21 protein-coding genes are annotated in these 22,751 nt (G+C 46.4%); 12 read left to right on the top strand and 9 right to left on the bottom strand.

What is annotated here, in order from left to right:
* Nucleotides 1-53 precede the first annotated feature (53 nt).
* Genes rpmA through rplU form a run of 3 tightly spaced genes read right to left on the bottom strand, consistent with a single transcriptional unit; the run spans nt 54 to nt 935 of the window.
* On the bottom strand, nt 54-308 hold the full coding sequence (rpmA, locus tag DLM76_RS01010; protein WP_002629808.1) for a 50S ribosomal protein L27: 255 nt from the start codon (nt 306-308) through the stop codon (nt 54-56).
* Nucleotides 298-624: a ribosomal-processing cysteine protease Prp gene (locus DLM76_RS01005; protein ID WP_118956291.1), complete on the bottom strand. Its 327-nt coding sequence runs from the start codon at nt 622-624 to the stop codon at nt 298-300. The genes rpmA and DLM76_RS01005 overlap by 11 nt, the downstream gene beginning before the upstream one ends.
* Nucleotides 621-935 (bottom strand): 50S ribosomal protein L21, encoded by a 315-nt coding sequence (gene rplU / locus DLM76_RS01000; RefSeq protein WP_118956292.1) that lies wholly within the window; start codon nt 933-935, stop codon nt 621-623. The genes DLM76_RS01005 and rplU overlap by 4 nt, the downstream gene beginning before the upstream one ends.
* Before the next feature lie 916 nt (nt 936-1,851).
* Between rplU and DLM76_RS00990 the strand changes: the two genes are divergently transcribed.
* Together DLM76_RS00990 and DLM76_RS00985 are read left to right on the top strand one after the other, a co-directional pair.
* Entirely contained in the window at nt 1,852-2,280 is a 429-nt protein-coding gene (locus DLM76_RS00990; protein WP_118956294.1) for a hypothetical protein, read from the top strand.
* Nucleotides 2,281-2,375: 95 nt separating this feature from the next.
* Nucleotides 2,376-3,359, top strand: coding sequence for a UDP-3-O-acyl-N-acetylglucosamine deacetylase (locus DLM76_RS00985; RefSeq protein ID WP_118964137.1), 984 nt, complete (start codon nt 2,376-2,378; stop codon nt 3,357-3,359).
* Between the two features lie 137 nt (nt 3,360-3,496).
* Here the strand turns inward: DLM76_RS00985 and fabG are convergent, their stop codons facing one another.
* Nucleotides 3,497-4,246, bottom strand: a complete 750-nt coding sequence (gene fabG, locus DLM76_RS00980) for a 3-oxoacyl-ACP reductase FabG (protein ID WP_118964136.1) — start codon at nt 4,244-4,246, stop codon at nt 3,497-3,499.
* Between the two features lie 53 nt (nt 4,247-4,299).
* Complete coding sequence (locus DLM76_RS00975; RefSeq protein ID WP_118964135.1) at nt 4,300-4,728, bottom strand: MarR family winged helix-turn-helix transcriptional regulator; 429 nt, start codon at nt 4,726-4,728, stop codon at nt 4,300-4,302.
* Between the two features lie 260 nt (nt 4,729-4,988).
* On the opposite strand from DLM76_RS00975, the gene DLM76_RS00970 reads away from it, so the two are divergent.
* Nucleotides 4,989-6,686, top strand: a complete 1,698-nt coding sequence (locus DLM76_RS00970; RefSeq protein WP_118956298.1) for an alpha-glucosidase — start codon at nt 4,989-4,991, stop codon at nt 6,684-6,686.
* 58 nt (nt 6,687-6,744) lie between these two features.
* On the opposite strand, the gene DLM76_RS00965 is transcribed toward DLM76_RS00970, so the two are convergent.
* Nucleotides 6,745-7,539, bottom strand: coding sequence for a dienelactone hydrolase family protein (locus tag DLM76_RS00965; protein WP_118956299.1), 795 nt, complete (start codon nt 7,537-7,539; stop codon nt 6,745-6,747).
* A gap of 195 nt (nt 7,540-7,734) precedes the next feature.
* On the opposite strand from DLM76_RS00965, the gene DLM76_RS00960 reads away from it, so the two are divergent.
* Nucleotides 7,735-9,648: a 7TM diverse intracellular signaling domain-containing protein gene (locus DLM76_RS00960; protein WP_118964134.1), complete on the top strand. Its 1,914-nt coding sequence runs from the start codon at nt 7,735-7,737 to the stop codon at nt 9,646-9,648.
* Here the strand turns inward: DLM76_RS00960 and DLM76_RS00955 are convergent.
* A complete protein-coding gene (locus DLM76_RS00955) occupies nt 9,636-10,583 on the bottom strand; it encodes a helix-turn-helix transcriptional regulator (RefSeq protein ID WP_118956301.1) in 948 nt (315 codons plus the stop codon). The two genes, DLM76_RS00960 and DLM76_RS00955, sit on opposite strands and share 13 nt — an antisense overlap.
* A 144-nt stretch (nt 10,584-10,727) precedes the next feature.
* Here DLM76_RS00955 and DLM76_RS00950 point away from each other — a divergent pair, with 144 nt between their 5' ends.
* The 3 genes from DLM76_RS00950 (at nt 10,728) to DLM76_RS00940 (ending at nt 12,277) form a co-directional block, all read left to right on the top strand.
* Complete coding sequence (locus DLM76_RS00950; protein WP_118964133.1) at nt 10,728-11,609, top strand: SDR family oxidoreductase; 882 nt, start codon at nt 10,728-10,730, stop codon at nt 11,607-11,609.
* The gene (locus DLM76_RS00945; protein WP_118964132.1) at nt 11,606-11,791 is read left to right on the top strand and encodes a hypothetical protein; all 186 of its coding nucleotides are present in this window, start codon (nt 11,606-11,608) and stop codon (nt 11,789-11,791) included. Before DLM76_RS00950 ends, DLM76_RS00945 begins: the two co-directional genes overlap by 4 nt.
* Nucleotides 11,792-11,884: 93 nt before the next feature.
* Nucleotides 11,885-12,277 (top strand): hypothetical protein, encoded by a 393-nt coding sequence (locus DLM76_RS00940; protein WP_118956304.1) that lies wholly within the window; start codon nt 11,885-11,887, stop codon nt 12,275-12,277.
* A gap of 43 nt (nt 12,278-12,320) precedes the next feature.
* Here the strand turns inward: DLM76_RS00940 and yqeK are convergent, their stop codons facing one another.
* On the bottom strand, nt 12,321-12,914 hold the full coding sequence (yqeK, locus tag DLM76_RS00935; RefSeq protein WP_118964131.1) for a bis(5'-nucleosyl)-tetraphosphatase (symmetrical) YqeK: 594 nt from the start codon (nt 12,912-12,914) through the stop codon (nt 12,321-12,323).
* 66 nt (nt 12,915-12,980) lie between these two features.
* Nucleotides 12,981-14,009, bottom strand: a complete 1,029-nt coding sequence (locus tag DLM76_RS00930) for a DUF3089 domain-containing protein (protein WP_118964130.1) — start codon at nt 14,007-14,009, stop codon at nt 12,981-12,983.
* Between the two features lie 163 nt (nt 14,010-14,172).
* On the opposite strand from DLM76_RS00930, the gene DLM76_RS00925 reads away from it, so the two are divergent.
* From DLM76_RS00925 to ileS, 5 genes are all read left to right on the top strand, one after another.
* A complete protein-coding gene (locus tag DLM76_RS00925) occupies nt 14,173-14,652 on the top strand; it encodes a flavin reductase family protein (RefSeq protein WP_118964528.1) in 480 nt (159 codons plus the stop codon).
* A 193-nt stretch (nt 14,653-14,845) separates the two neighbouring features.
* On the top strand, nt 14,846-16,123 hold the full coding sequence (locus tag DLM76_RS00920) for a hypothetical protein (protein ID WP_118964129.1): 1,278 nt from the start codon (nt 14,846-14,848) through the stop codon (nt 16,121-16,123).
* Between the two features lie 911 nt (nt 16,124-17,034).
* Nucleotides 17,035-19,272 carry a phosphoribosylformylglycinamidine synthase subunit PurL gene (purL, locus tag DLM76_RS00910; RefSeq protein ID WP_118964128.1) on the top strand — a complete coding sequence of 746 codons (2,238 nt, stop codon included), beginning with the start codon at nt 17,035-17,037 and terminating at the stop codon, nt 19,270-19,272.
* Between the two features lie 12 nt (nt 19,273-19,284).
* Complete coding sequence (locus DLM76_RS00905) at nt 19,285-19,938, top strand: leucine-rich repeat domain-containing protein (protein WP_118964127.1); 654 nt, start codon at nt 19,285-19,287, stop codon at nt 19,936-19,938.
* Between the two features lie 7 nt (nt 19,939-19,945).
* Entirely contained in the window at nt 19,946-22,690 is a 2,745-nt protein-coding gene (gene ileS / locus DLM76_RS00900; RefSeq protein ID WP_118956311.1) for an isoleucine--tRNA ligase, read from the top strand.
* The last annotated feature ends 61 nt before the right edge of the window (nt 22,691-22,751 follow it).

Raw genomic sequence — 22,751 nt, 5'->3', positions numbered from 1 at the left:
CAGAAGCGGGCAGGAGACTGCGGTTCATCCGGTTTTTGTTGAAATATGAAGGTTTATTCCGGGTAAACGGAAACCTGCATCTTCAATTTGGATACCATCTCGAACTTTACTTTCCCGTGAACGAGAGCAAAGAGAGTGTGATCCTTTCCAAGGCCAACGTTGTTGCCAGGGCGGAATTTTGTTCCTCTTTGACGAACGAGAATATTTCCTGCGAGAACGGATTCACCGCCGAAACGTTTTACGCCGAGTCTCTGGGAATTTGAATCCCGGCCGTTCTTAGAAGATCCACCACCTTTCTTATGTGCCATTTTCAGGTACTCCTATCAGTTCAATTTCTGTCGGATATTGGCTCTTGAGGTTTTTTAACCCGGTGAGAACCAAATCGAAACTAGTTTGTATCAATGCGTCTTGCTGGAGAACTTCGAATCGCAGATAGCCGTCGGCGATCTCTGCGGGTTTCGCTTTGCCGGATTGGAGGAGGTGCAGATATAAGGTCTGAACCAGAACCGAGACGGCAGAGCAGAGAAGATTCTCCCCTTTTTTTCCTAAAGAAACCGGGGAATGTCCCTCGCTTTCCAAGGAAGAATAAAATTCTCCGTTACGAGTTATCCGAATTCGGATCAAACTGCGGAGAGAGAAACGACCTTAACTTTTTGGAGCTGTTGTCTGTGGCCCCAAGCTTTTTGATAGTTCTTTCTTCTTTTGTAAACGTAAGCGTGAATTTTGTCACCTTTTACGTCTTCGAGAACTTTTAAGGAAACACGAGCCGTTTTTAGCTCAGGTTGTCCGATATGAACCTTATTGCTGGATTCCGCGAAAAGAAGAACTTTTGCGTCAAAGGATTCACCCGCGTTTTTGCCGGTTTTTTCGGTCAGAAATTCCTGATCCTGGGTTACCTTGTATTGTCTGTTTCCAACTGAAATAATAGCGTACATATCCGTCCGGCCTGTTTTAAGTCGTTTTCAACCAATCTGGTCGACGTCCCCCGACGGTCAAGGGGAAAATCGAAAAACGCTTGTACGGAAAGCGAAGTTTGACCGTTTGACCGAATTTTGTGGGAACTCCTGCGCCCAAATGGAGAAAGGGCCGCGTCGCCCGACGTTTTTCAGAGAACGTGGGAACTCCTTCCTTTTTCTGTAATTTCAGGTTTTCAAGTCGGATCAACACCGGAAGAGAGAATCTCAGACCAACGGGAGAATGTATGAGTTCCCACATCCGACAGAATCATCCCGATCTTCGAAAGGCTCTCCTGGATCGCGGGAGAATTCTCCCGAAGCAATGATTTACGACCTGGGTGCGAATCAAAATTCTCCTCAGCCGATCCTTCTTTCGAAAGAAGGGTTTGTGAATTGAAAACGGGTTTTACGATCCGCGGCACCAAGCTTCCGCAAAATTCTCAAGTCGGAATACCCAACGTTATGCGAACTTTCGTATTGTAACTTGGAATCAGTCGTGATAAAACGAAATCGTTTTGTACACCAAGGATAAAAGCGCTCCCTAAATGTATATTCATCGGGCAACAAGCTATATTTTGAATTATATATTCTTTATCATATTATAAATTCATTAGATAAATTTATGCGTCATCTTCGAAAAACCGATCTTTGTTCCCGAAAATGATTCAGAAATTACTGATTCTTTTTTGAGAAAGGTCGGTTGCGCTGAATGATCGTTAGATGATTTTCTTATAAAAAAAGAAAGAAAGGCCTAAAACGAGGAACAAAACCTAAAAAGTGAGCAAAAAATCACTTAGGTAAGAGTTACTCGATCTGATAGATGCATACGATCTTTTTACGCAAAATGAAACAGTAAAAAGGTTTTGAATCTAATTCAATTCAACAGGAGATACAAATGGTATCAGGAATTACACTCATCGTGCTCAGCATCCTTGCTGTGCCTTCCCTGCTTTTGGCGAAAAAACCGGATGCAAAAGAGTTACTTGCAAAGATTTCACCTTACCAAGGTTGGATCGGTCTGGTTTTCTGCTTCTGGGGAATCTATGGAATCGTATTCCAAGGGCTTCTCGGTCTTGGATGGCTTCCAACTTGGCCGATTTACTGGGTGACTGCACTCGCTGGAAACATCGTTCAAGCGGTTCTCGGATTCATCCTCGGCTTTGGAACGATCTCTACTTACGTTCTTTCTAAAAACGAAGAAGCAAAGAAAAAAGGCGCCGAACTCTTAGCGAAATTGGCTCCGATCCAAGGTAAGTTGGGAATTTTTGGAATTGCAGTAGGGGTTTGGACTATCATCGCGTCCTTCCTTTTCTACGGAGTATAATTCCATTTTTCCGGGTGGGACTCTTCACCCGGAACATTCCTTCCCCGATTTAAGATTGCTTTCTTTTCAAAAAACGACTTCCTTTGTCGTTTAGAATGCAGGTTTTCACAGATCTCCGAAAAATTTCCGAACTCAAAGAAAGCCGATTTGCGGTTTCGCTTCGATTTCCCGAACACTTTCAAAACTCGAGATTGCCCGTCGATCGAAACGCTTCTTACACGATTCAAAAATCCTTCGTTATAAACGGAATTTCGACGTTGGAAAACAAACCGACCCGAATTACCGTAAAACCGTCCGGCGGCTCTTATTCCCGTTTTACTCATTCCGGAAAAAGTTACGAACTGAATCCGTCTTTTTGTATAAAAGGAAATCATAATATACAACTCGGCGACGTGAAGATCATCGAACATCCGATCGCATTTCAGTCCGCGTTCGGATTGTATCTGGATTTCGAATTGGAAGAATCCAGTTTTCCCACGTTCGATCATTGCGATCAGGTTTATTGGGACGGGGTTCTGGAGAATTTGCAAAAGATCGGAGACGTTCCGAAGATCACCGTAACCAAACCGTTCGTCGCCGTTTGGGACAAAGGATATTGTATTTTAGAACCCGACGACGGAAGCGGAACCTTGTTTCTGGATCATCAGGTAAGTTACCCTGGAAACACGGTCGGCGACTCGAGAATTCAAACGGAGATGACACCCGAAATTTTCGCATATATTGCTTCCGCAAGAACCACTGCGTTTCGTCCCGGCGCCGAAGCGGAGAAGTTTTATCAGATCGGACTTGCGGGCGGTTTAAAGGATTATCCGTTCACGCTTGAAAACGTAATTTTGTTAAACGAAGAGAGGATTTTCAATCCACGGGAAAAGTTCATCCACGAAGGAAAAAATTACGAATTCATGGCGCACGAGCTGATCGATATTCTTGCGTGGATCCGTTTCGTGGAAGAGGAATACAAAGGAAGATGGATCGGAAAGATGACCACGTTCTTATTCGATCATCACAAACAGATCGACATCGCCCAGTTCGTATGCGATCGAAAGAGATTCTCGGAGATCGGAATTTCCGTTCTTTGATTTCGGAAGATGTAGTTTCGAATTTCGTTCTTTTGATTCTTCCTTTGCGGAAGGAGATTGCAGATTGATTAACAGCCGCTCTTTGCAATGGAAAAGCGGCCTTTATCGTTTCTTTTGATTTTAAATCGGCCCTTCGTTTAGAAGCCGATCATCATTCCCCCGTCCACACGAAGCGTCGCTCCCGTAATCCAGTCGGCTTCTTCCGATGCAAAAAAATGAATCGCGGAGGAGACGGCTTCTTCCGGATTACGATCGATCTTCAAAGGAATCGTATCGAGGATCTTTTGCCGCGCTTCTTTCGGAACGTTTGCGGCAAAGTCGTTGTCGATAAATCCGGAAGCGACGCAGTTAACCGTGACATTGCGGGAAGCGAGTTCCCTCGCGGAGGATTTCGTCAAAGTCATAAGGCCCGCTTTAGCGGCGGAATAATTCGCTTGTCCTCCGTTACCGTAAAACCCGGACACAGAACCGATGTTTATGATTCTTCCATATTCCTGTTTTATCATATACTTTGCCGCGGCTTGCGTTCCGAAAAAGGCGCCTCTGAGATTTACGTCGAAGACTTCGTTCCATTTTTCCTCGCTCATCCGCAAAAGAAGATCGTCCTTGATGATGCCCGCGTTGTTGATCCAAACATCCAGTCTTCCCGTCGTTTGAAACGCAAATTCGGCGAGTTCCTTGACTTGGGCTTTGTCGCGCACGTCGCAGAGTTTTCCGAATACCTTTCCTTTACCGATCCGCAAAAGTTCGTGAAAGGTTTTTTCCACTTGGATCGGATCCAAGTCGGAAACGATTACGGTTGCTTCTTTGTTTAAAAAATTCTTTGCCGTGACTTTTCCGATTCCTCTTGCGGAGCCGGTGATTACGATCGTTCTATCCTGAAACATACATTCCTCCATTTATTTCGATGTCGAAATAACTTGTAAAAATCGAAACAATTTCACTTTTCAAAATTCGAATGAATTCTTTCCAAAAGACGGATGAAGGTTTCCTTCTCTTCGGGGAGAAGACCTTTGTAGAGTTTTTGAGTCGTCGTTTGCGAAGCGCGTAACACGGCCTCCCGAGTCGATTTCCCTTTGGCCGTCAATACCGCCGTAAAAACACGTTCGTCTTCCGCGGATTGAATTCGTTTCACGTATTTCAATTCCTCCATCTTGTCCAATAACGCAGTGACCGTGGAGTTGGTTCGATCCAACGTTGTTGCGAGTTCGCTCATCGTCATTTCTCCCGCGTTTCCAAGCGCGTAGAGAACTCCTCCGTGGGCCGGAACGAGATCCTTGATTCCTTCCTTTTCGAATTCTTTCGTGAGGTATTTTTGGATTCTGTCCCTGGTTCTTGAAAGAAGGTGAATTGCGAATTCTTGCTTCATTTATTTCGATGTCGAAATAAATGAGACTTTCGTCAATCTAAAAATTTTTCATTCTTCTAAAAAAGCGTTTCTGGTTCGGTCCGGAATTCTTCCCGAAGTCTGTCCCTTGTTAAGAGACAGAAGGTCTAATGATCGGGATTTCGGAGGAATATTACAATCGAACGTTCTTGTGTTCGCGGGTTCACGTTCGACGATTCCGCGTAATACCGTTTGACAACCTTCATTCTAATATTTTTGATTCCATTAAAGCCCGAAGATCTATGACCGCTAAGAAAAAAACTTCCAAAAAAAAATCATCCGATCAGCTCGATAAGTGGTGGCAAAAGACCACGATCTATCAGATTTACCCCCGCTCTTTCGCGGACACGAACGAAGACGGGATCGGGGATATTCCCGGCATTATCTCCAAGTTGGATTATCTCCGCGATCTGGGTTTTGAAACGATCTGGGTTTCTCCTATGTATAAAAGTCCGCAGATGGATCACGGATACGACGTTAGCGACTATTACTCGATGGCTCCCGAATACGGAACGGTGAAAGATGCAGAAAAGCTAATAAAAGAAGTTCATAAGCGCGGAATGAAGATCGTGTTCGATATGGTGATGAATCATACTTCCGATGAACACGATTGGTTTAAGGAGTCTCGCTCAAGCCGCGATAATCCGAAACGGGATTGGTATATTTGGAGGGACGGAAAAGGAAAGAATAAGCCGCCGAACAACTGGAGCTCGTTCGTCACGCCCAAGGCTTGGAACTACGACAAAAAAACGGACCAATGGTATCTCGCGAGCTTTTTGGATTTTCAACCCGATCTGAATTACTACAACCCTCAAGTCAAAAAGGCGATGTTCGACGTTCTGCGTTTTTGGCTGAAGAAGGGAGTGGACGGTTTTCGTCTCGATATCTTTCACGCAATTTTTAAAGACAGACATTTTCGGGACAATCCGTTTCGGTTTAAATACATCGTTTCGGAAAACGATCACGACGGTTACTTTCAAAGCCGCGTTTATACGGTAAATCATCCGAACAACTTCGAATTTGCGAAGGAACTCCGTGCCGTTTTGGAGGAATTCGACGGAGATCGTTTTTCGGTCGGAGAGGTCGCCGGCGACGATCATATCATCAAACGATACTTAGGCGAAAAAAGGGACGGTCTCAATCTCATCTTTTTGTTCGAAACGCTTTTATTGAAGTTCAAGATGACTTTTTTCAAGGGCATCATCAAGAAAATGGAAGAGGTTTATCCGTATCCGTACATTCCGACATACGTTTTCGGAAATCACGATCAAAGACGCTATATGCGCAAGATCAACAACAACCTCGAAAAAGGAAAACTCGTCGCTTTGTTTCAGTTCACCGCAAGAGGAGTTCCGGTCACTTACTACGGGGAAGAGATCGGAATGACGAACGAAACGATCAAACTTACGGAGGCTCAGGACCCTCTCGCGAGAATCTATCGCTGGTTAGGCGATACTCTTTCCGAATTTTTAGGTTTGGCGGACATCATCATTCGGGACCGCGCCCGTTCTCCGATGCAATGGGACGATTCGCCGAACGCCGGTTTTACGACGAAAAAAGCGAAACCCTGGATTCGCGTCCACGGAAATTACAAGGAACGGAACGTTTTAGTCGAATCCGAGGACCGGGATTCCCTTTTGAATACGTACAAAGGAATTCTTCATTTAAGAAATACAAGCAACGCGCTGCGGGAAGGAACGCTGACCTTGATCGAGGAGAACGTTCCCAAGGATATGCTCGTTTATCTCCGGGAATCCGGTGCCGAACGCAAACTGATCGTTTTTAATTTCGGTAAAAAGCCGAGATTCTTTTCCAATCCGACCGATTGCAGAAAGTATTTTTTTTCCACGACCCCGTTTGATCACAACGAATTCGATCAATTTAAGGTTCCGGGTTGTTCTGGAATCGTATTAGGAAACGAGTATATTCGGAAGAAATAATGTTTTTCTCGTGAGAGGGCGGCCGTTGCGGCCGCCGCCGGAAAACGATGATTCGAGGTTAGTCTCTGGATTTTCGGAAGGTTTCCGCAAAAAAGGTCAATAACTCGTTCCAAGAACGTTTGTCCGCCTTTGCGTTGTAGGCCGCTCCTTTCGAATTGTCGTTGCCCGCTTCCTTGATCGTGAACGAATGAACCGCTCCTCCGTAGGAAACGAATTGCCAGTCGATCTTCGCGTTTCGCATTTCTTCCTGAAACGCTTCTACTTCCTCTTTTTTGACGAACGGATCGTCCGCTCCGTGCAGAGCCAAGATTTTTCCTTTAATATTTTTCGCATCGTCCGGGTTCGGCGTCGCAAGTCCTCCGTGAAAACTGACCGTTCCGGAAATCGGCGCTCCGCTTCTCGCAAGTTCCAAGGCGACGGTTCCTCCGAAACAATAGCCGATCGCAGCGATGTTTTGAACGTCGACTTCCGGCTGCGCTTTCAGAGTTTCCAAAGCCGCGAGAATTCTCGCGCGCATCAGTTTACGATCTTGTTTATAAGAATTCGCTAATTTAGCCGCTTCTTCCATTCCCTTCGGTTTTACGCCTTTTCCGTAGATATCCACCGCAAGAGCCACGTATCCGAGTCCCGCGAGTTTATCCGCGCGCATTTTCGAATTCTCTCCGATTCCCATCCAATCATGAACGACCAAGACGCCGGGAACTTTCTTTTTCACGTCGAGATCGGGATAAGCGATGTATCCTTCCAACATCGTTTCGCCTTCTTGGTAGACGATGTTTTTGGAAGCGGTTTTTGCCGCGAGAGAAACGGAAAATAAATGAATGACCGCGAATAGAGCGAACGCTTTTTTCATGCTGGATACCTCGATCTTGGAATACAGTATTTCCGTAAAAATACAAGCCTTTCCATTTGTTCCGAATAAATTACGGAAATTTAAAGCGAAATCGGATCGAAATCCATCGGATAAATCTTGAAATTATTTTCAATCGGATGAGGATACGTTTTTTTCCATCACAGCCGTTCCCGATCGGCGGATGTAAAGGTAGACATGAAACAGAAATTTTCGTCCTTATTCGCGTTAGGAATTCTTTTCTTTCCGCTTCTCTTTGCCGATTGTTCCAATCCGATTTCTACGAAGATCGCTCCTCACGCGGAGAAAGGAGTTTTGGATTTGCGAGAATGGAATTTCGATACGGACGGAATCGTTAAATTGGACGGAGAATGGTCCTTTGTCTGGAAGGAATTAAGTCTTTCCAAACCGGAATCAAAGTCGGCGGATTCGAAATCGTATTTCGTCTCCGTTCCGGATAACTGGAACTCGTATTCGGAGATTCCGGATATGAATTCCGTATCGGTCTACGGATACGGCACTTACACTTTGAAAGTTTTGTTAAGCGAAGATCAAAATCCGCTTTCGATCCGATTTCAGGACGTCGGCACGGCGGGGGCGCTTTGGGTGGACGGCGTAAAACTGATTCGAAGCGGGGTCGTCGGTACGGACGAGAACACGTCCAGACCTCAGTATCTTCCGCGTTATGCGGAATTCAAACCCGGCGGAAAGGAAATTCTGATTCAGGTGGAAGTGTCGAACTTTCATCACTTTAAGGGGGGAATCTGGGAAACGATTCGGCTCGGAAGTAAAAAAGATATTTCCGGTTACAGAGAGGACCGATGGACCACCGAAATGTTTCTGTTCGGAAGCATTGCGATCATGGCCCTTTATCATTTCGGTTTATTTTCTTTGAGAAGAAAAGATAAATCGAGTTTATACTTCGGACTTTTTTGTTTCGTAATCGTGATCCGTTTGCTGATGACCGGCGAACGATTCATTCTTCAAAAATTTCCCGAGATTCCTTGGGAGCTGGGAAGCAAAGTGGAATATCTTTCCTTTTATCTGGCTTGGCCGATCTTTCAGAAATATATGGATACGATTTTTCCCGAAGACATGAGTCCGATCGTTTGGAAAATCAGTGCGGCCGTAGTCGGCGTATTTTCGCTTGTGATTCTTTTCTTTCCGACCAAGATATTTGCGCTCACTCTCATTCCTTATCAACTCGTCCTTCTGGTTTATACCCTGGTTTTTTTCTTTTGGCTCGGAAGATTTATCTATCGGAAGAGGGACGGGGCGATCATAGCAAGTTTGGGTGCGCTCGCGTTGATTGCGGCCGCCGTCAACGACATTCTTCAGAGTCAAACGATGGTCAGCACGGGATATTATCTTCCTCTCGGGTTGTTCACGTTTATCTTCGCGCAATCCTACATGCTTTCCCTGAAGTTTTCCGCGGCTTTCGTATCGATCGAAAATCTTTCCGCCGACTTAAAGGCGACGAACCGGTCCTATAGCCGTTTTGTTCCTTTGGAATTTCTGAATTTTTTAGGAAAAAAGAATATTACGGAAATTGAATTAGGTGATCAAACGCAAAGGGAGATGACGATTCTGTTTTCGGACATCCGTTCCTTTACCGAACTCTCGGAAAAAATGACTCCTAAGGATAACTTCGATTTCTTGAATTCGTATATGGGAAGGATGGGACCCATCATCCGCAAACACGGCGGTTTCGTGGATAAATATTTAGGAGACGGGATCATGGCGCTTTTTCCGGATTCGCCGGACAACGCTCTCGAAGCCGCGCTCGAAATGAAACTGGAATTGGATCGTCACAATCAGAGCCGATTGGAAAGAAATTACGAACCCATTCGGATCGGGATCGGAATCCACACGGGCGTTTTGATGTTGGGCACGATCGGAGAAGTGGAACGAATGGACGGAACCGTGATTTCGGACGCGGTCAATCTCGCTTCCCGGATCGAAGGTCTTACGAAAAAATACGGAGTCGACATTCTTCTTTCGGATGATAGTTTCCGTAAGATCCGAAATCGAGTAAAATACGCTTTTAAGGAATTGGGGAAAGTCTCCGTGAAAGGTAAGGAAAATTTGGTGGGTGTGTATCAGGTCGAATAAGACTCGGATATCTTTTCGGCTTGGGAAAGAATTTCCTTTTTGAGTTCTTTCGGTTCGATCAGAATCGCGGAATCACCCAGGCCGAGGATATGATGAAGCGCGAGTTCCTTGGTTTCGAGATCGGCCTTCACCTCGATCCAGTCCTTGTTTATAGTTGAATATTCTAATATTCTACCGTACGAAATCATTCTGAAAAATTCGAATCGATCCGTTCGGACTTTGAGTCGGATCGGGTAGGTGGGAAGTTTGGAAAAGAAGTTGCGCGTGCTTTCCTGCCAGTATTTTTCGAGATCGAATTTTTTCGGTCGTTCGAAGGAATCTCCGAGTTTCGCTTCCAAGATTCTGGAAATGCGGAACGTTCTGAATTCTTTTCCGTATTTCGCGGCGAGATACCAGGTCTTTCCTTTCGCCACGAGTCCCAAAGGAAGAATGATTCTCTTTTTGGATTCTTCGTCCGATCGATACCGGAGAATCACCTTCTTTTCCTGCCAGACCGCTTCTTGAATCAAAGGTAAAAACGGAAATTCTTCTTCGGCGCAGCCCCAGCCCGCACCGTCGATGTGAATTCTTTGTCGAACCATCTCCGCTTCCTGTTGATACGCGGGAGGAAGAGAGGCCATGAATTTCATAAAGGCGGAGTCGAAATCTTTTTTCTTGCCGAGGTCCGAAGCGATGCGTGTGGAGCTCGTCAAAATCATCGAAAAGATTTCTTCCTTTTTCATTCCGGTCAGGTTGGTTCGATATCCTTCTGACAATTCCCAACCGCCTTTGGAGCCGCGTTCCGCAAAAACGGGAACGCCCGAGGCGCTCAACGCTTCCATGTCTCTGTGGATCGTTCGTTCCGAGACTTCCAATTTTTTCGCCAAGTCACGGGACGAAATTCTCCCTTTGGCTTGGAGTTGAAGAAGAATGGAGAGTAATCGGTCCGCACGCATATTTCAATTCTATTCCGGATACATGACAATGAATGACATATATAATTCTCCGGATCGTAACCGAAACCGATTTTTTCGATTGGAAAAAAGATTCTTCCGAATATATGACAGAGTTTGTCAAATTGCCCGTGCTAAGATAGGCTCATGAAACCGAAACGTTTGGAAGGCAAGGTCGCGCTTGTCGCCGGAGCCACAAGAGGTGCGGGACGCGGAATCGCGATCGCATTGGGAGAAGAGGGTGCGACCGTTTACGTCACGGGTCGAAGCGTTCGAGGAAATCTTTCGGAGATGAATCGAAAAGAAACGATCGAAGAAACCGCGGAGATCATCAATGGCTCGGGAGGAAAGGCGATCTGGGTGCGCACCGATCATACGAAACCCGAGGAAGTAAAATCCCTGATCGAAAAAATCGATCGGGAACAAGGGAAACTCGACATTCTCATCAACGATGTTTGGGGCGGAGATCCTTACATTCAATGGGAGAAAAAATTTTGGGAACATTCTCTGGAGAACGGTCTAAAGGTGCAACGGACTTGTCTAGATTCCCATCTAATCACCAATTTTTTCGCGGCTCCTTTGATGATTCGAAACGCTTCCGGGCTCGTGGTCGAGATCACGGACGGAACGGATTACCGTTATCGGGGAAACGTATATTATACTTTGGTTAAGTCTTCCGTAATCAATCTTGCGCGTTCCCTTTCGGAGGAATTAAAACCGCACGGGATCGCCGTCGTCGCGATCACTCCCGGTTTTCTCCGATCGGAGGCGATGCTCGATTATTTCGGGGTAGGAGAATCGAATTGGAAGGACGCCGTTCTAAAAGATCCGCATTTTATCGCTTCGGAAACTCCCGCTTACATCGGCCGAGTGGTAGCGTGTTTGGCGGCGGACGAGAATGCGTTTTTCAAAACGGGAACCGCCACGAGTTCTTGGAAACTTTCGGAAGAATACGATTTCGAGGACAAGGACGGAACCAGGCCGCACTGGGGCAGATACTTTAAGGAGAAATTCGGAGAAGATATATGAAAAGTAAATTGTTAAGCGAACTCGACTCGAACGAAATGCAGGTGAGCATCGGAACGCTCAGTATGATTTCCAGACTGTTGTTCCCTTCCTCTTTGCTCAGCGCTTACAAAGCGGATCAGGAAATCGATCCGCAAGACGGAGAAAGCGGCGATTTGGAAACGAAAAAGCCGGTGAATTTTTAATTCGATCGGTTTTCTTTTTCAAATTCGAGATTGAAGACTTTTATTACGGACGATACAGTGCCGTAATTCTTACGCATACATAGGAGATCCATGATGAAACAATATTTAATTCGAATTCTTGCATACGGTTTTTTAGTTTGGCTGATTCCGTTTACGGTTGCGATCCCGTTTCATACGCCGGACGGACAGCTACTCACCGATATTTTTTTGTTTAAGTCGGTGATGATCCTCGTGGGGAATCTCACGGGTTGTATTTTGATCGTCGCTCTTGCTTTGAAAATTACGGGAAAGAAATTTTCGATCCTTTTGACGACCGGTCTTATCTGGCTTGCGATCAACTGGGGTCTCGATTTCCTGATTCTGATTCCTATGTCGAAGATGAGCGTGGGCGATTATTTCATTAAAATCGGTCTCGGTTATCTGACGATGGTGATCATTCCGTCCGCGATCGGTTACGTAGCGGATCGGTCCACAAACACAAATTAGGCGGTCGTTCGGACGTGTATCGTTACGCGTTCAAATCCGAATTTTATTGCGAACATTTGGAAACGGCGAGGTTATACGTGAATACGGTTCTCGGATGAATCGTTTTTCGGGAAGCGATCAAATCCTCCATCGTATTCTTCGCCTTACACAAGACGCCTAAATATAAGTTCTTCCGGGCTTGTTCTCTCCAATCCGGATAGAGAGGATTTTTTTCAGCGTAATCCGAGCCTAAAAAATCTGCGGCATATAAGATCAGATCGAGAGGGCCGGGAGTTTCCGCTCCCAAGGTATGATTGCGCACGGCGGATAAAACTCCTTCGTGTTTTAGATCGTATTGTGATTTGAGATAGATCGACGCGGAATAGGCGTGCCAGGCCGCGGAAGGAAGTTTTTCCAGTTCTTCTTGTCCCGATTCCTTGAATAACGTTAGATGAAATTCCGGAGTTTTTTGTTTCGTGATATCGTGAACGATTCCCGCAAGATATGCGAGTTCCGCTTCTTCTTGAGAATGAATGAGCGCGAGTTCTTTCGCTATTTCCGCGACGCGCAACGAATGTTCCCATCTCGTAACTGTAATTTCCGTGGGAACGATCTTCTTAAATTCCTGGGTTCTCGCTTCCAGTTCTCGGGAAGTCATCGGATTCTCCTTTTGCGATCTAACTTTACGGAAAGATCGGAAATGTCCAGAGAGTTTCGATCGAGTTCAATTCTTCTTTTCCTCCAGAAACGTTTGGATTCGTTTCGAAACATTGTCTCGAATGCTCTGATAAAAAATTCCGTAATCGAAGATATGATAGTTTTCACCGATCCATCTTGAAAAACCGGGAGCATTCGGTTTAGAAATTCGTAAAATTCCTTTTGAACACCGGGCGCTGCAAAGTTGGCGTTCGATCGTTTTAAATTCCGCGTTGACCCCTCCGGGATGTTGGCCGGCTTCCGCGAGAATTTCGTCTTCTTTCCAACTGATCGGATTGATGCAGACGGTTTCTCCTTTCGGATCGTGCGGAAGTTTCGGAATTTCCGCATCTTCGCCGAACGTTCTCCAGCTGACAAAACAGCCGGTTTGCGATGAAGTTTTGCAAGTCGGTATGGTTCGATACGAATCGATCGGAACGGCGCCTCCGACCAAATAGGCGGCCACGAATTTTTGCGAAAGAACGGTGCCGTCGATTCTATCCTTTAAAAGCCGGATCGCGTGATGCGTGCCTTGGCTGTGGGACGCGATGATGAAGGGTCTTCCTCCGTTCCATTGTTTCAGATAATAATCGAAGGATGTGAGAATATCTTGATATGCTAATTCTAAAGAACGTTTTCCGTTGTCCGGATCGAGAAACGAATACAAGGTGGCCTGTCTGTAACGGGGGGCGTAGATCTTCGCGCAGCAATTGAATACGCTCGCTTGTTTTTGGATCGTCCCTTCGTCCGTTCTTCGATTGACTCTTTCATTCTCTAATTTTGCGTTCCATTCTCTTCCGTAAAACGTAGTGGGGTGGATAAAGAATACGTCGACGGGAGCATTGCTCTGTTCGTCCTTGAGGTTCGATTCGGACGGAACCCGGTCCGCATCGTCGTCGGTTTGCGGAAGCGCAGCCCAGGAAGAAAAAAGGGAATAGTCCGGTTTTTCCGGAGGATCGTGTTCTTCAAAATTTCCCGAAGGTCGTATCAACCAAAGGCAGGAAAGGAAGAAGGGCAAACATAGAATTACGGAAGATCTCAATAGGATTCGTGTCATAACGTTCTCTTCGAGTATCCTTGTTCAAGCGGAAAAGTCAATTGCTTTGTCGCGTTCGGTGGATTGGATCCGAAAGGCTTAAAGTAGGCTTGAGGGCTATTCAATGGATCGGAGTCTTTTTCGATCGGTTGACATCGAAGCTTCGGATTTTAAGATCGACCTCATGAAAATCACGGACGAAGTTTTTAAGAACGCGCTTTCTCATTTCCCGTCGGGCGTAACGGTCATAACGTATTCTCATCTCGGCAAAAACGGCGGTTTGACCGTGAGCAGTTTTAGTTCCCTTTCCTTAAGTCCTCCTTTGATTCTTTTTTGTCTTCAGAAGAATATCTCAAGCCACGATCCGATTCGCAGTTCGGGAAAATTCGTCGTGAACATTCTTGCACAAGGACAGGATTCTCTTTCCAATCAATTCGCTTCGGGAAAGACGGATAAGCATGCTTTGATCGAAGAACTCGAATGCAAAACGGGAGAATTGTCCTTACCGATTTTGCCGGGAACGCTTTCTCATATCGAATGCGAAGTGGATCAATTCATCGACGGGGGAGATCATTCGATCGTGATCGGCAGAGTGATTTCGGCGGGATCGGATGATGATCGTCGCCCATTGTTGTATTATAGAAGAAATTATTATTCGATTTGAAGAGGATTTTTTTTGACCTGTTAAAAGGAAATGGGGCTCTTTCGCCATAAAACCCTTTTTTTGTGTTATCAATTAATTATTGAATTTGAGTTATAAGATGAATCCATTCGGCTGACAAAAACCGGATTTTACGCTGTCTCTCTTTTTGGTTCGTTCGACGGTCCTTGCGATCAGACGAACCAAGGAGACAAACATGATCCGTATTTTGTTGGCGGCTTTGCTAATCAGTATCGCCGTAAGTTGCAAAAAAGGAGAAGAACAAAATCCTATGACGAATCTTTTGATTGCGTCTACGATCGCGAATGCAATCGAACACTCGAACGGTTTTTCGAGAACCGATTGCGGGTTTTCATCCGCGGACTTATCCGAAGGATTTTACACTTCCAGTCCCGGCGCTTCCGGTTCTACTACGGGTACTTTAGGAATCGGCCAATCCGGAAAAATCAGACAGAGCGCCTGGTATCAATGGGGATTTCAGGAATTTCTCATGGATGCGAGCGGAACGTTTACGGTAACGTCTAACGTTCTTGGAAACCTAACTGCGGTCGGAGCCGATCTGTATCTCTGGAAAAACAAATGTCCATTGACCGAAAGTGCAAGCATCGCATCGGTAAACGGAGGAAACGGGGAAGGAGGTTCGGACGAAATTACGTTCGAAGCCGGACCAAATGACACGGTTTGGATCGCTTTTTTGAAAAGCGGAATCGGCAGTTATACGGCTAACCACGCTTATACGATCGGATCGGTGAATTCTTGTTCCGCACAAACGGATGGAAATCTCGTCTTAGGAGTTGCCACCGGAATTCTTACCATGAATTCGGGAGATCCGACTCGACATTATAAATTCGTTGCGCCGAGCGACGGGACGTATCGATTCGCTGTGGACTTCGTGGACACGACGAGTCAGGTCGATCTTTCACTTTACGTCAATCGTTGTCCCGGACTCAACGATGCTTCTTTCTTTTATCCTTCGACAGGAGGGGACTTTGATCGAAATATTTCAAGAAAGTTAAGCGCCGGAGATGTAGTATATTTTTCCTATTCCGATGTGACCGGAAACAACAATCGTTTTACGCTTCGTGTCACGCAGGACAATACGATCAGCGCGGTTCAAAAGATGACATCCGGATTTATCTGTCCGTCTTTCAACGCCGAAGTGATCGACATAAATCAACCGAAGACGAAAAACGGAAGTTGTAATTCTGCGAACAATATATGCACACAGTATTTCCGATTTACGGCGCCGGCCACGAAACAATACTCGATCCAGTTGAACGCCCTGGTCTCCGATTCGGATTTGTCCGCATGGATCGGAACCTGCCCCGGAATCAATCTTGGAAAGAATTTCAAGTCTTCGGAAAATCTCGGTAACGATACGATCACCGAGACGATTCAAGAAGGAAAAACCGTGACCATAGGAGTGATTCCTCAGTCCACGAACTTTACGTACACGTTGAACATTCAAGAATGAGAATATGCCGTTCTTCCTTTTTTCGGCCAGAGGGGAGAACGGCTTTCAATTCCGAATCTAAAATCAAAGTCGCATAACGCTTTCGTTAAAGCGACTTTTCGATAGCGATTTTGGAATTTCTTAAAATTCTTACGGAATCGATACTCGAAATCGCCCGTTTCTGCAAAATTCCTTTGGGCCGAGAATTTTTGGCAGAAGTCCCTTCTCCGCAACGTTATCTTTCTTAAGAACACGTTCCCGATTTGAAGCAACCTTTGGGAACCGAGGCTACCAATACAATGCGGTTACGGTTAGAAATCTTTTTTCTATGTTTTTTATTTTATCAATGCAGTCGGATAACTTCGTTGCAAGATCAAGCTTCGGCTTTCTTTTCATCGATTGTCGGTTCTCCGACAGCTTCAAAACCCGGTTCCGAGAAATTTTGCGACCTCTCGATTTTTGAGTTGGGAGACGGAGGACTGATGTTCCGGAAGGACCGTTCGGAGATCCGACCTGTCCTGTTCGATTATCTTGTCGAGGTTTGCGGAACCGGCCTTGAATCTTCTTCGGAAAGTAAAAAGTAGGAACTCCTATGATATTTATTCGGTAGGCCGTTTTGAGGTCCCATGGGAATGGCCTCAGGCGGTGAACATTGAGTTTTCGCCGGTTTGGGTTTGCGGATTCGTTCCGGTTGGCTTTCGAAGACTCGGACCAAGGCTTGGCTGCCGCTTACGGATCGGGTTTGCCGGATTCCTTTTTGAAAATGCAAGAGAGTTTGTGGGAACTCCTGCGGATTAAATGTCCTTCCGAGAAACTGTGGGAACTCTTACCAAACCCAAGATCAACGGCGCGAACAATGTAGGATCTCCTACACAAAATTTCCGGGAATATTTGATTTTCAGAGGGTGACTTGGAAAAAATACTGACAATCGATGGAAAAAGACGCCGTCTCCTTACAAGACGCCCTGGAACACGGGCTAACAGCAGAAGAATTTCAAAAGATCCAGGAAATCCTGGGTGGTAGAATCCCGAACTCGACCGAACTCGGAATTTTCTCCGCGATGTGGTCGGAACATTGTTCTTATAAAAACTCGATTCTCAAATTAAAAACCCTACCCACGTCCTCCGACAAGCTGCTCGCAAAAGCCGGAGAAGAAAACGCGGGTGCGATGGACATCGGCGACGGACTGGCGGTCGTATTCAAAATCGAAAGTCACAATCACCCGACCGCTGTCGAACCGTATCAAGGCGCGGCGACGGGCGTCGGTGGAATTATGAGAGATATCTTTACGATGGGCGCTCGACCGATCGTATCTCTTAACTCGCTTCGCTTCGGAAATCCCGACGAACCGCGAAACAAATATCTCCTTTCCCGCGCCGTGAAAGGGATCGGCGATTACGGAAATTCTCTCGGAATCGCGGTTTCCGGTGGAGAACTTTTTATCGACGAATGTTTTTCTAAAAACCCTCTCGTGAACGCGATGACTGTCGGAATTGTTCGTCACGATCAGATGGCGAGCGCGACAACCGGCGGACAAATCGGCAACGCAGTTTACATTGTCGGAGCTACGACGGGAAGAGACGGAATTCACGGGGCTTCTTTCGCTTCGAAAGATCTTTCCAAAGAATCCGAATCCAAACGTTCCGCAGTTCAAGTAGGCGACCCGTTTATGGAAAAGCTTCTGATGGAAGCAAGTCTCGAAGCGATTCAAAAAGGATTATTAGTCGGAATTCAGGATATGGGCGCCGCTGGAATTTCCTGCGCGACTTCGGAGATGAGCGCAAAGGGAAAAACGGGAATGAAGATCAACCTCGATCTCGTTCCGTTCCGTGAAACGGGAATGAACGCGTATGAAGCGATGCTTTCCGAATCGCAGGAAAGAATGCTCGTTGTTCCGAAAAAAGGAAAAGAATCCGAACTCGTAGCTATATTCGAAAAATGGAATCTAAACGCGGTAAAGATCGGAGAAGTCACCGGAGACGGGATGATCGAGATCCACATGGGCGGCAAACTCAAAGCGAAGATTCCCGCCGAATCACTCGTGTTAGGCGGAGGCGCTCCTCGTTACGAACGGGAAACCAAACGTCCCGCCTATCTCGACGCTGTAAAAACCTGGAAGCCGGACGGAATTGCGGACGTAACTCCGAACAACACGAACGAAACTCTTCTTAAGATTCTTTCCTCTTGGAACGTATGTTCCCGGAAGCCGATCACGGAACAATACGACAGCGAAGTCGGTTTGGTAAAATTGATCGGACCCGGATTGGACGGAGGACTTTCTTCCATTCCCGATACGAACAAGGCGCTTGCAACGGCGACCGATTGTAATTCCAGATATACTTATCTCGATCCGTATAAGGGAGCCGAGTTCGCGGTTTGCGAAGCGGCGCGCAACGTCTACGTGACCGGAGCGACTCCGTACGGAGTGACGAACAATTTGAATTTCGCAAATCCTTATATTCCGGAAAACTACTATATGTTTTCGGAATGTATTCGCGGAATGGGAGACGCGTGCCGTTTTCTCGAACTTCCCGTAACCGGAGGGAACGTATCGTTTTACAACGAATCTCCCGAAGGTCCGATCTTCCCGACTCCTACGATCGGTATGGTGGGAATTCTTCAGGATAAAAAGAAACTTCTATCCAACTTTCCTAAGGCAGCGGGAATTTCACTCGCCGTCCTCGGAAATTTCCGTCCTTCTCTGGGCGGAAGCGAATACCTGAAAAAGATTCACGGTCAGGTAAACGGGAGCATTCCCGAACTCGACATCCAAGAAGAATTAGAACTTTGTAAACTGATTCTTTCTCTGAACGAAAAAGGAATTCTGAAATCCGCAAGAGACCTTTCTCTCGGAGGAATCTCGATCGCGCTTTCCAAAACCGTTCTTTTTTCCGGGCTTGGCGTCGAAGCGGACCTAACTGCTCTTAAACAAAATCGTCTCGACTTGACCTTGTTCGGCGAATCTTCCACTGCCGTATTGATCGGGTTCGATTCCTCGGCAAAGGAAGAAATCCGGAAACAAACGGAAGCGAAGGGGCTCAAGTTTTATTCCGTGGGAAAAACGACCTCAAACGGAACCTTGGAAATCAAAGACGCCGGCGTGAAGCTGAGTTTGTCCGCGTTGAGCGAACCTTACGAAACGGGATTGGAACACGTCTTCGCATTATAAGGAAACGAAAGTATGAATTTTCCCTTTAGAAATAAACCGATCGTAACCTGCTCTCTGATTCTTGTGTCGTTTCTTGCGGTCGCTTGCAAGAAGAACGCGGCGGAAATTTTAGAAGAAGCAAAAGCAAAACCGGAATCCGTTCAGATTTTGGATTTGGGAATGCAGAAGTTGTCCTCCATTCCGGACGGAGTCTGTGCGTTTCCGAATCTGACGCGCCTTGATCTTCGGCTGAACAGCTTGACGACTCTTCCCGATTTCATCGGCGATTGCACAAAGCTCGAACAACTGAACGTTTTCGGAAACGATCTGAACGCTTTCCCTTCTTCTTTTTCTAAATTAAAGAATTTGAAAGTATTGCTCGCCGGAAGCAACGATCTGACGATCCTGCCTTCGGAGCTTTTGTTTCTTCCCTTGATCAAAACGCTTTATGTGGATCAAAATAAACTCACTTTGACGGAAACCGACGTCGAAATTCTCGCGTCGCTTTCCGCTTTGGAGGAGTTGGATCTCAACCTGAATTCCAAAATTACGGCACTACCTTCCAATTATCAAAAACTCAAAAGTTTAACCCGTTTAAAAAGATTGAATATTAAGAAAACATCATTGAAAGGGGAGGACGCCGATAAACTCCAGGCGATCCTTCCGAACACTAAAATCGACTATTGATACGACCATGAGCGAAACCCAAAAAGAAAACCCTTATTCCTCCACGGTTCTTCTCCCGAAGACCGATTTCCCGATGAAGGCCGATCTCGCAAAACGCGAACCGGCTCAGATTAAGTCCTGGAAAGAAGGTCAGATTTTCCGGAAAATGAAGGAACAAAGAAAAGGAAAAAAGGAATTCGTTCTGCACGACGGACCACCGTACGCGAACGGGAACTTTCACTTGGGGCATTCGCTTAACAAAATCGTTAAGGACACGATCGTTAAATCGAAGGCTCTTGCGGGTTTTTACGCGGATATGATTCCTGGATGGGATTGTCACGGACTTCCTATCGAGGTTCAGGTCTTAAAAAATCTCGGCAAAAAAGCGCGCGAAACCGGACCCGAGGAACTCAGAAAACTCTGTCGAGATTACGCGGAAGAATTTGTAGGAAAGCAGGGAGAAGACTTAAGCCGCTTTCTTTGTTTTTGGGAAGAGGGAAAAATCTACAAAACGATGTCTCCCGATTTCGAAGCGAGAATCGTGGAAGTGTTCGGGGAACTCTTTCAAAAAGGTTACGTATACCGAGGCAAAAAGCCCGTATATTGGTCGATCGATCTTGCGACTGCGCACGCGGAAGCGGAAATCGAGTATTATCCTCACGTTTCCCCTTCGATCTACGTGAAATTTCCCGTTATCGGAGCAACGAACCGTTTTTGCCTGATCTGGACGACGACTCCGTGGACGCTTCCGGCCAACCTAGCTATCTGCTTTAACAAGAAAATTGAATATTCTATTTTTAAAACGGAGTCGGGCGACGAACTCATTCTCGCCGACGGTCTCGCCGAAAGCGTAACCAACGCGACCGGTGTGTCGCTTAACAAAATAAAACCGATCACATCGGACGAGCTCGCTGCTCTTAAATTCCAGCATCCGTTCATCGATCGCGTATCGATTCCTCTTTTCGGGGAACACGTGACGCTCGAAGCCGGAACGGGTTGCGTTCACACCGCTCCGGGTCATGGACAAGACGACTATAAGGTCGGTTTGGCGGCCGGGCTCGAACCGTTTTCACCGGTAGACGACTACGGAAGATATACGGACGAATTTCCTTTGATGCAAGGAAAGAAAGTCTTCGATGCGAATCCCGAAATCGTTCAGCTTCTCAGGGATAAGGGCCTGCTTTTACATTACAGCGAGTTCGAACATTCGTATCCTCATAGCTGGAGAAGTAAAAAACCTCTCATCTTCCGCGCGACTCCGCAGTGGTTCTTTAAGATGGACTTCAACGAACTGCGCGAAAAAACTTTGACCGCGATCGACGGGGTTCAGTGGATTCCTTCCTGGGGAATCACGAGAATCCGTTCGATGGTGGAAGCAAGACCGGATTGGTGTTTATCCCGTCAAAGAAACTGGGGAGTTCCGATTCCCGCTTTCACCTGCGAGTCTTGCGGACAAACTCATATCGACGACGCGTCGATTCAATTCTTCACGAAGATGGTCCGCGAGAAAGGAATCGAAATCTGGTATTCCGAACAGGCAAAGGATCTTCTTCCGCCCGGAACCAAATGCGGAAAGTGCGGAAGCGATTCCTTTAAAAAAGGAAACGATATTCTGGACGTTTGGTTCGACTCCGGGGTTTCCAGCTTTGCCGTGTTAGGCGAGCGCGACGGTCAACCTCCCGCGGACTTGTATTTCGAAGGTTCGGATCAGCACAGAGGATGGTTTCAGTCTTCTCTTTGGCCTTCGATGGCTCTTCGAGGAATTCCTCCTTACAAAGCCGTATTAACGCACGGTTACGTTTTGGACGAGAAGGGACATCCTATGTCCAAGTCTCTCGGAAACGGAATCGACCCTACGACGGATATCATCCAAGTTTACGGAGCGGACATTCTCCGTTTGTGGGTCAGTTCTTTGGATTTCCGAGACGATATCAAGGTAGGAAAAGAATCCTTAAAGATCGTATCCGAACAATACCGCAAGATTCGAAACACGTTCCGTTATCTTCTCGGAAATTTGGACGGACATACGTCCGATCAAAATCTTCCGTACGAAGAACTGGAAGAAATCGATCGATTTTATCTTTCCAAACTCGCTCAGTTTGTGGAAGAAGCGATTGCAAGTTACGATACGTATCAGTTTCATCAGATCTATCAAAAGCTGATTCTGTTCTGCACCGTGACCTTGTCCCAGGATTATTTCGATATGATCCGCGATCGCATGTATTGCGACGCGAGAAGTTCCAAAACGAGAAGATCCTCCGCGACGGCGCTGCAACATATTCTGGAAACCTTATGCGTTTTGACCGCGCCGATCTTAAGTTTTACCGCGGAAGAAGTCTGGGCGTCCAACGGCAAAAAGGATTCCGTCTTTTTACAAACCTTTCCCGATCTGAAGTCTTGGAAGAATCAAGCTCTCGAAGATAAGTTCGAGTCCGCGCTCCAAGCGAGAGAAGCCGTTCAAAAAGCTCTGGAGATCGCAAGACAAGAAGGCAAGCTCGGAAAATCACTCGAGGCCGGTTTGGAAATCGTTTCCAAAAACGGAAACAACATCGGGAAACTTCTCCCGAAGGAAACCTTGGAACTTCTCTTTGTTGTTTCGCAAGTTCATGAGAAGAATCCGGGAATGGAAATTCTTTCCGCACACGAGAACGAAAAATTCTCCGTAAAGGTTTTAAAACCTTCGCAAGGAGAATGTCCTCGCTGCTGGAGACATACCGAAGACATTTCCAAAGAAGGGGATCTCTGCGGACGTTGTAAATCCGTAGTCGGCTGACTCGTTCGGGCCGGAATCCCGGTCCGTTCGGTGAATCGACGTTTGACGGGGGCGCGGTCGG

Origin of the sequence: Leptospira yasudae, from assembly GCF_003545925.1 — a bacterium.
Classification (GTDB): Bacteria; Spirochaetota; Leptospiria; order Leptospirales; family Leptospiraceae; genus Leptospira; species Leptospira yasudae.
Note: the sequence above shows the minus strand (reverse complement) of the source record. Positions and strands in the feature narration are given on the sequence as shown.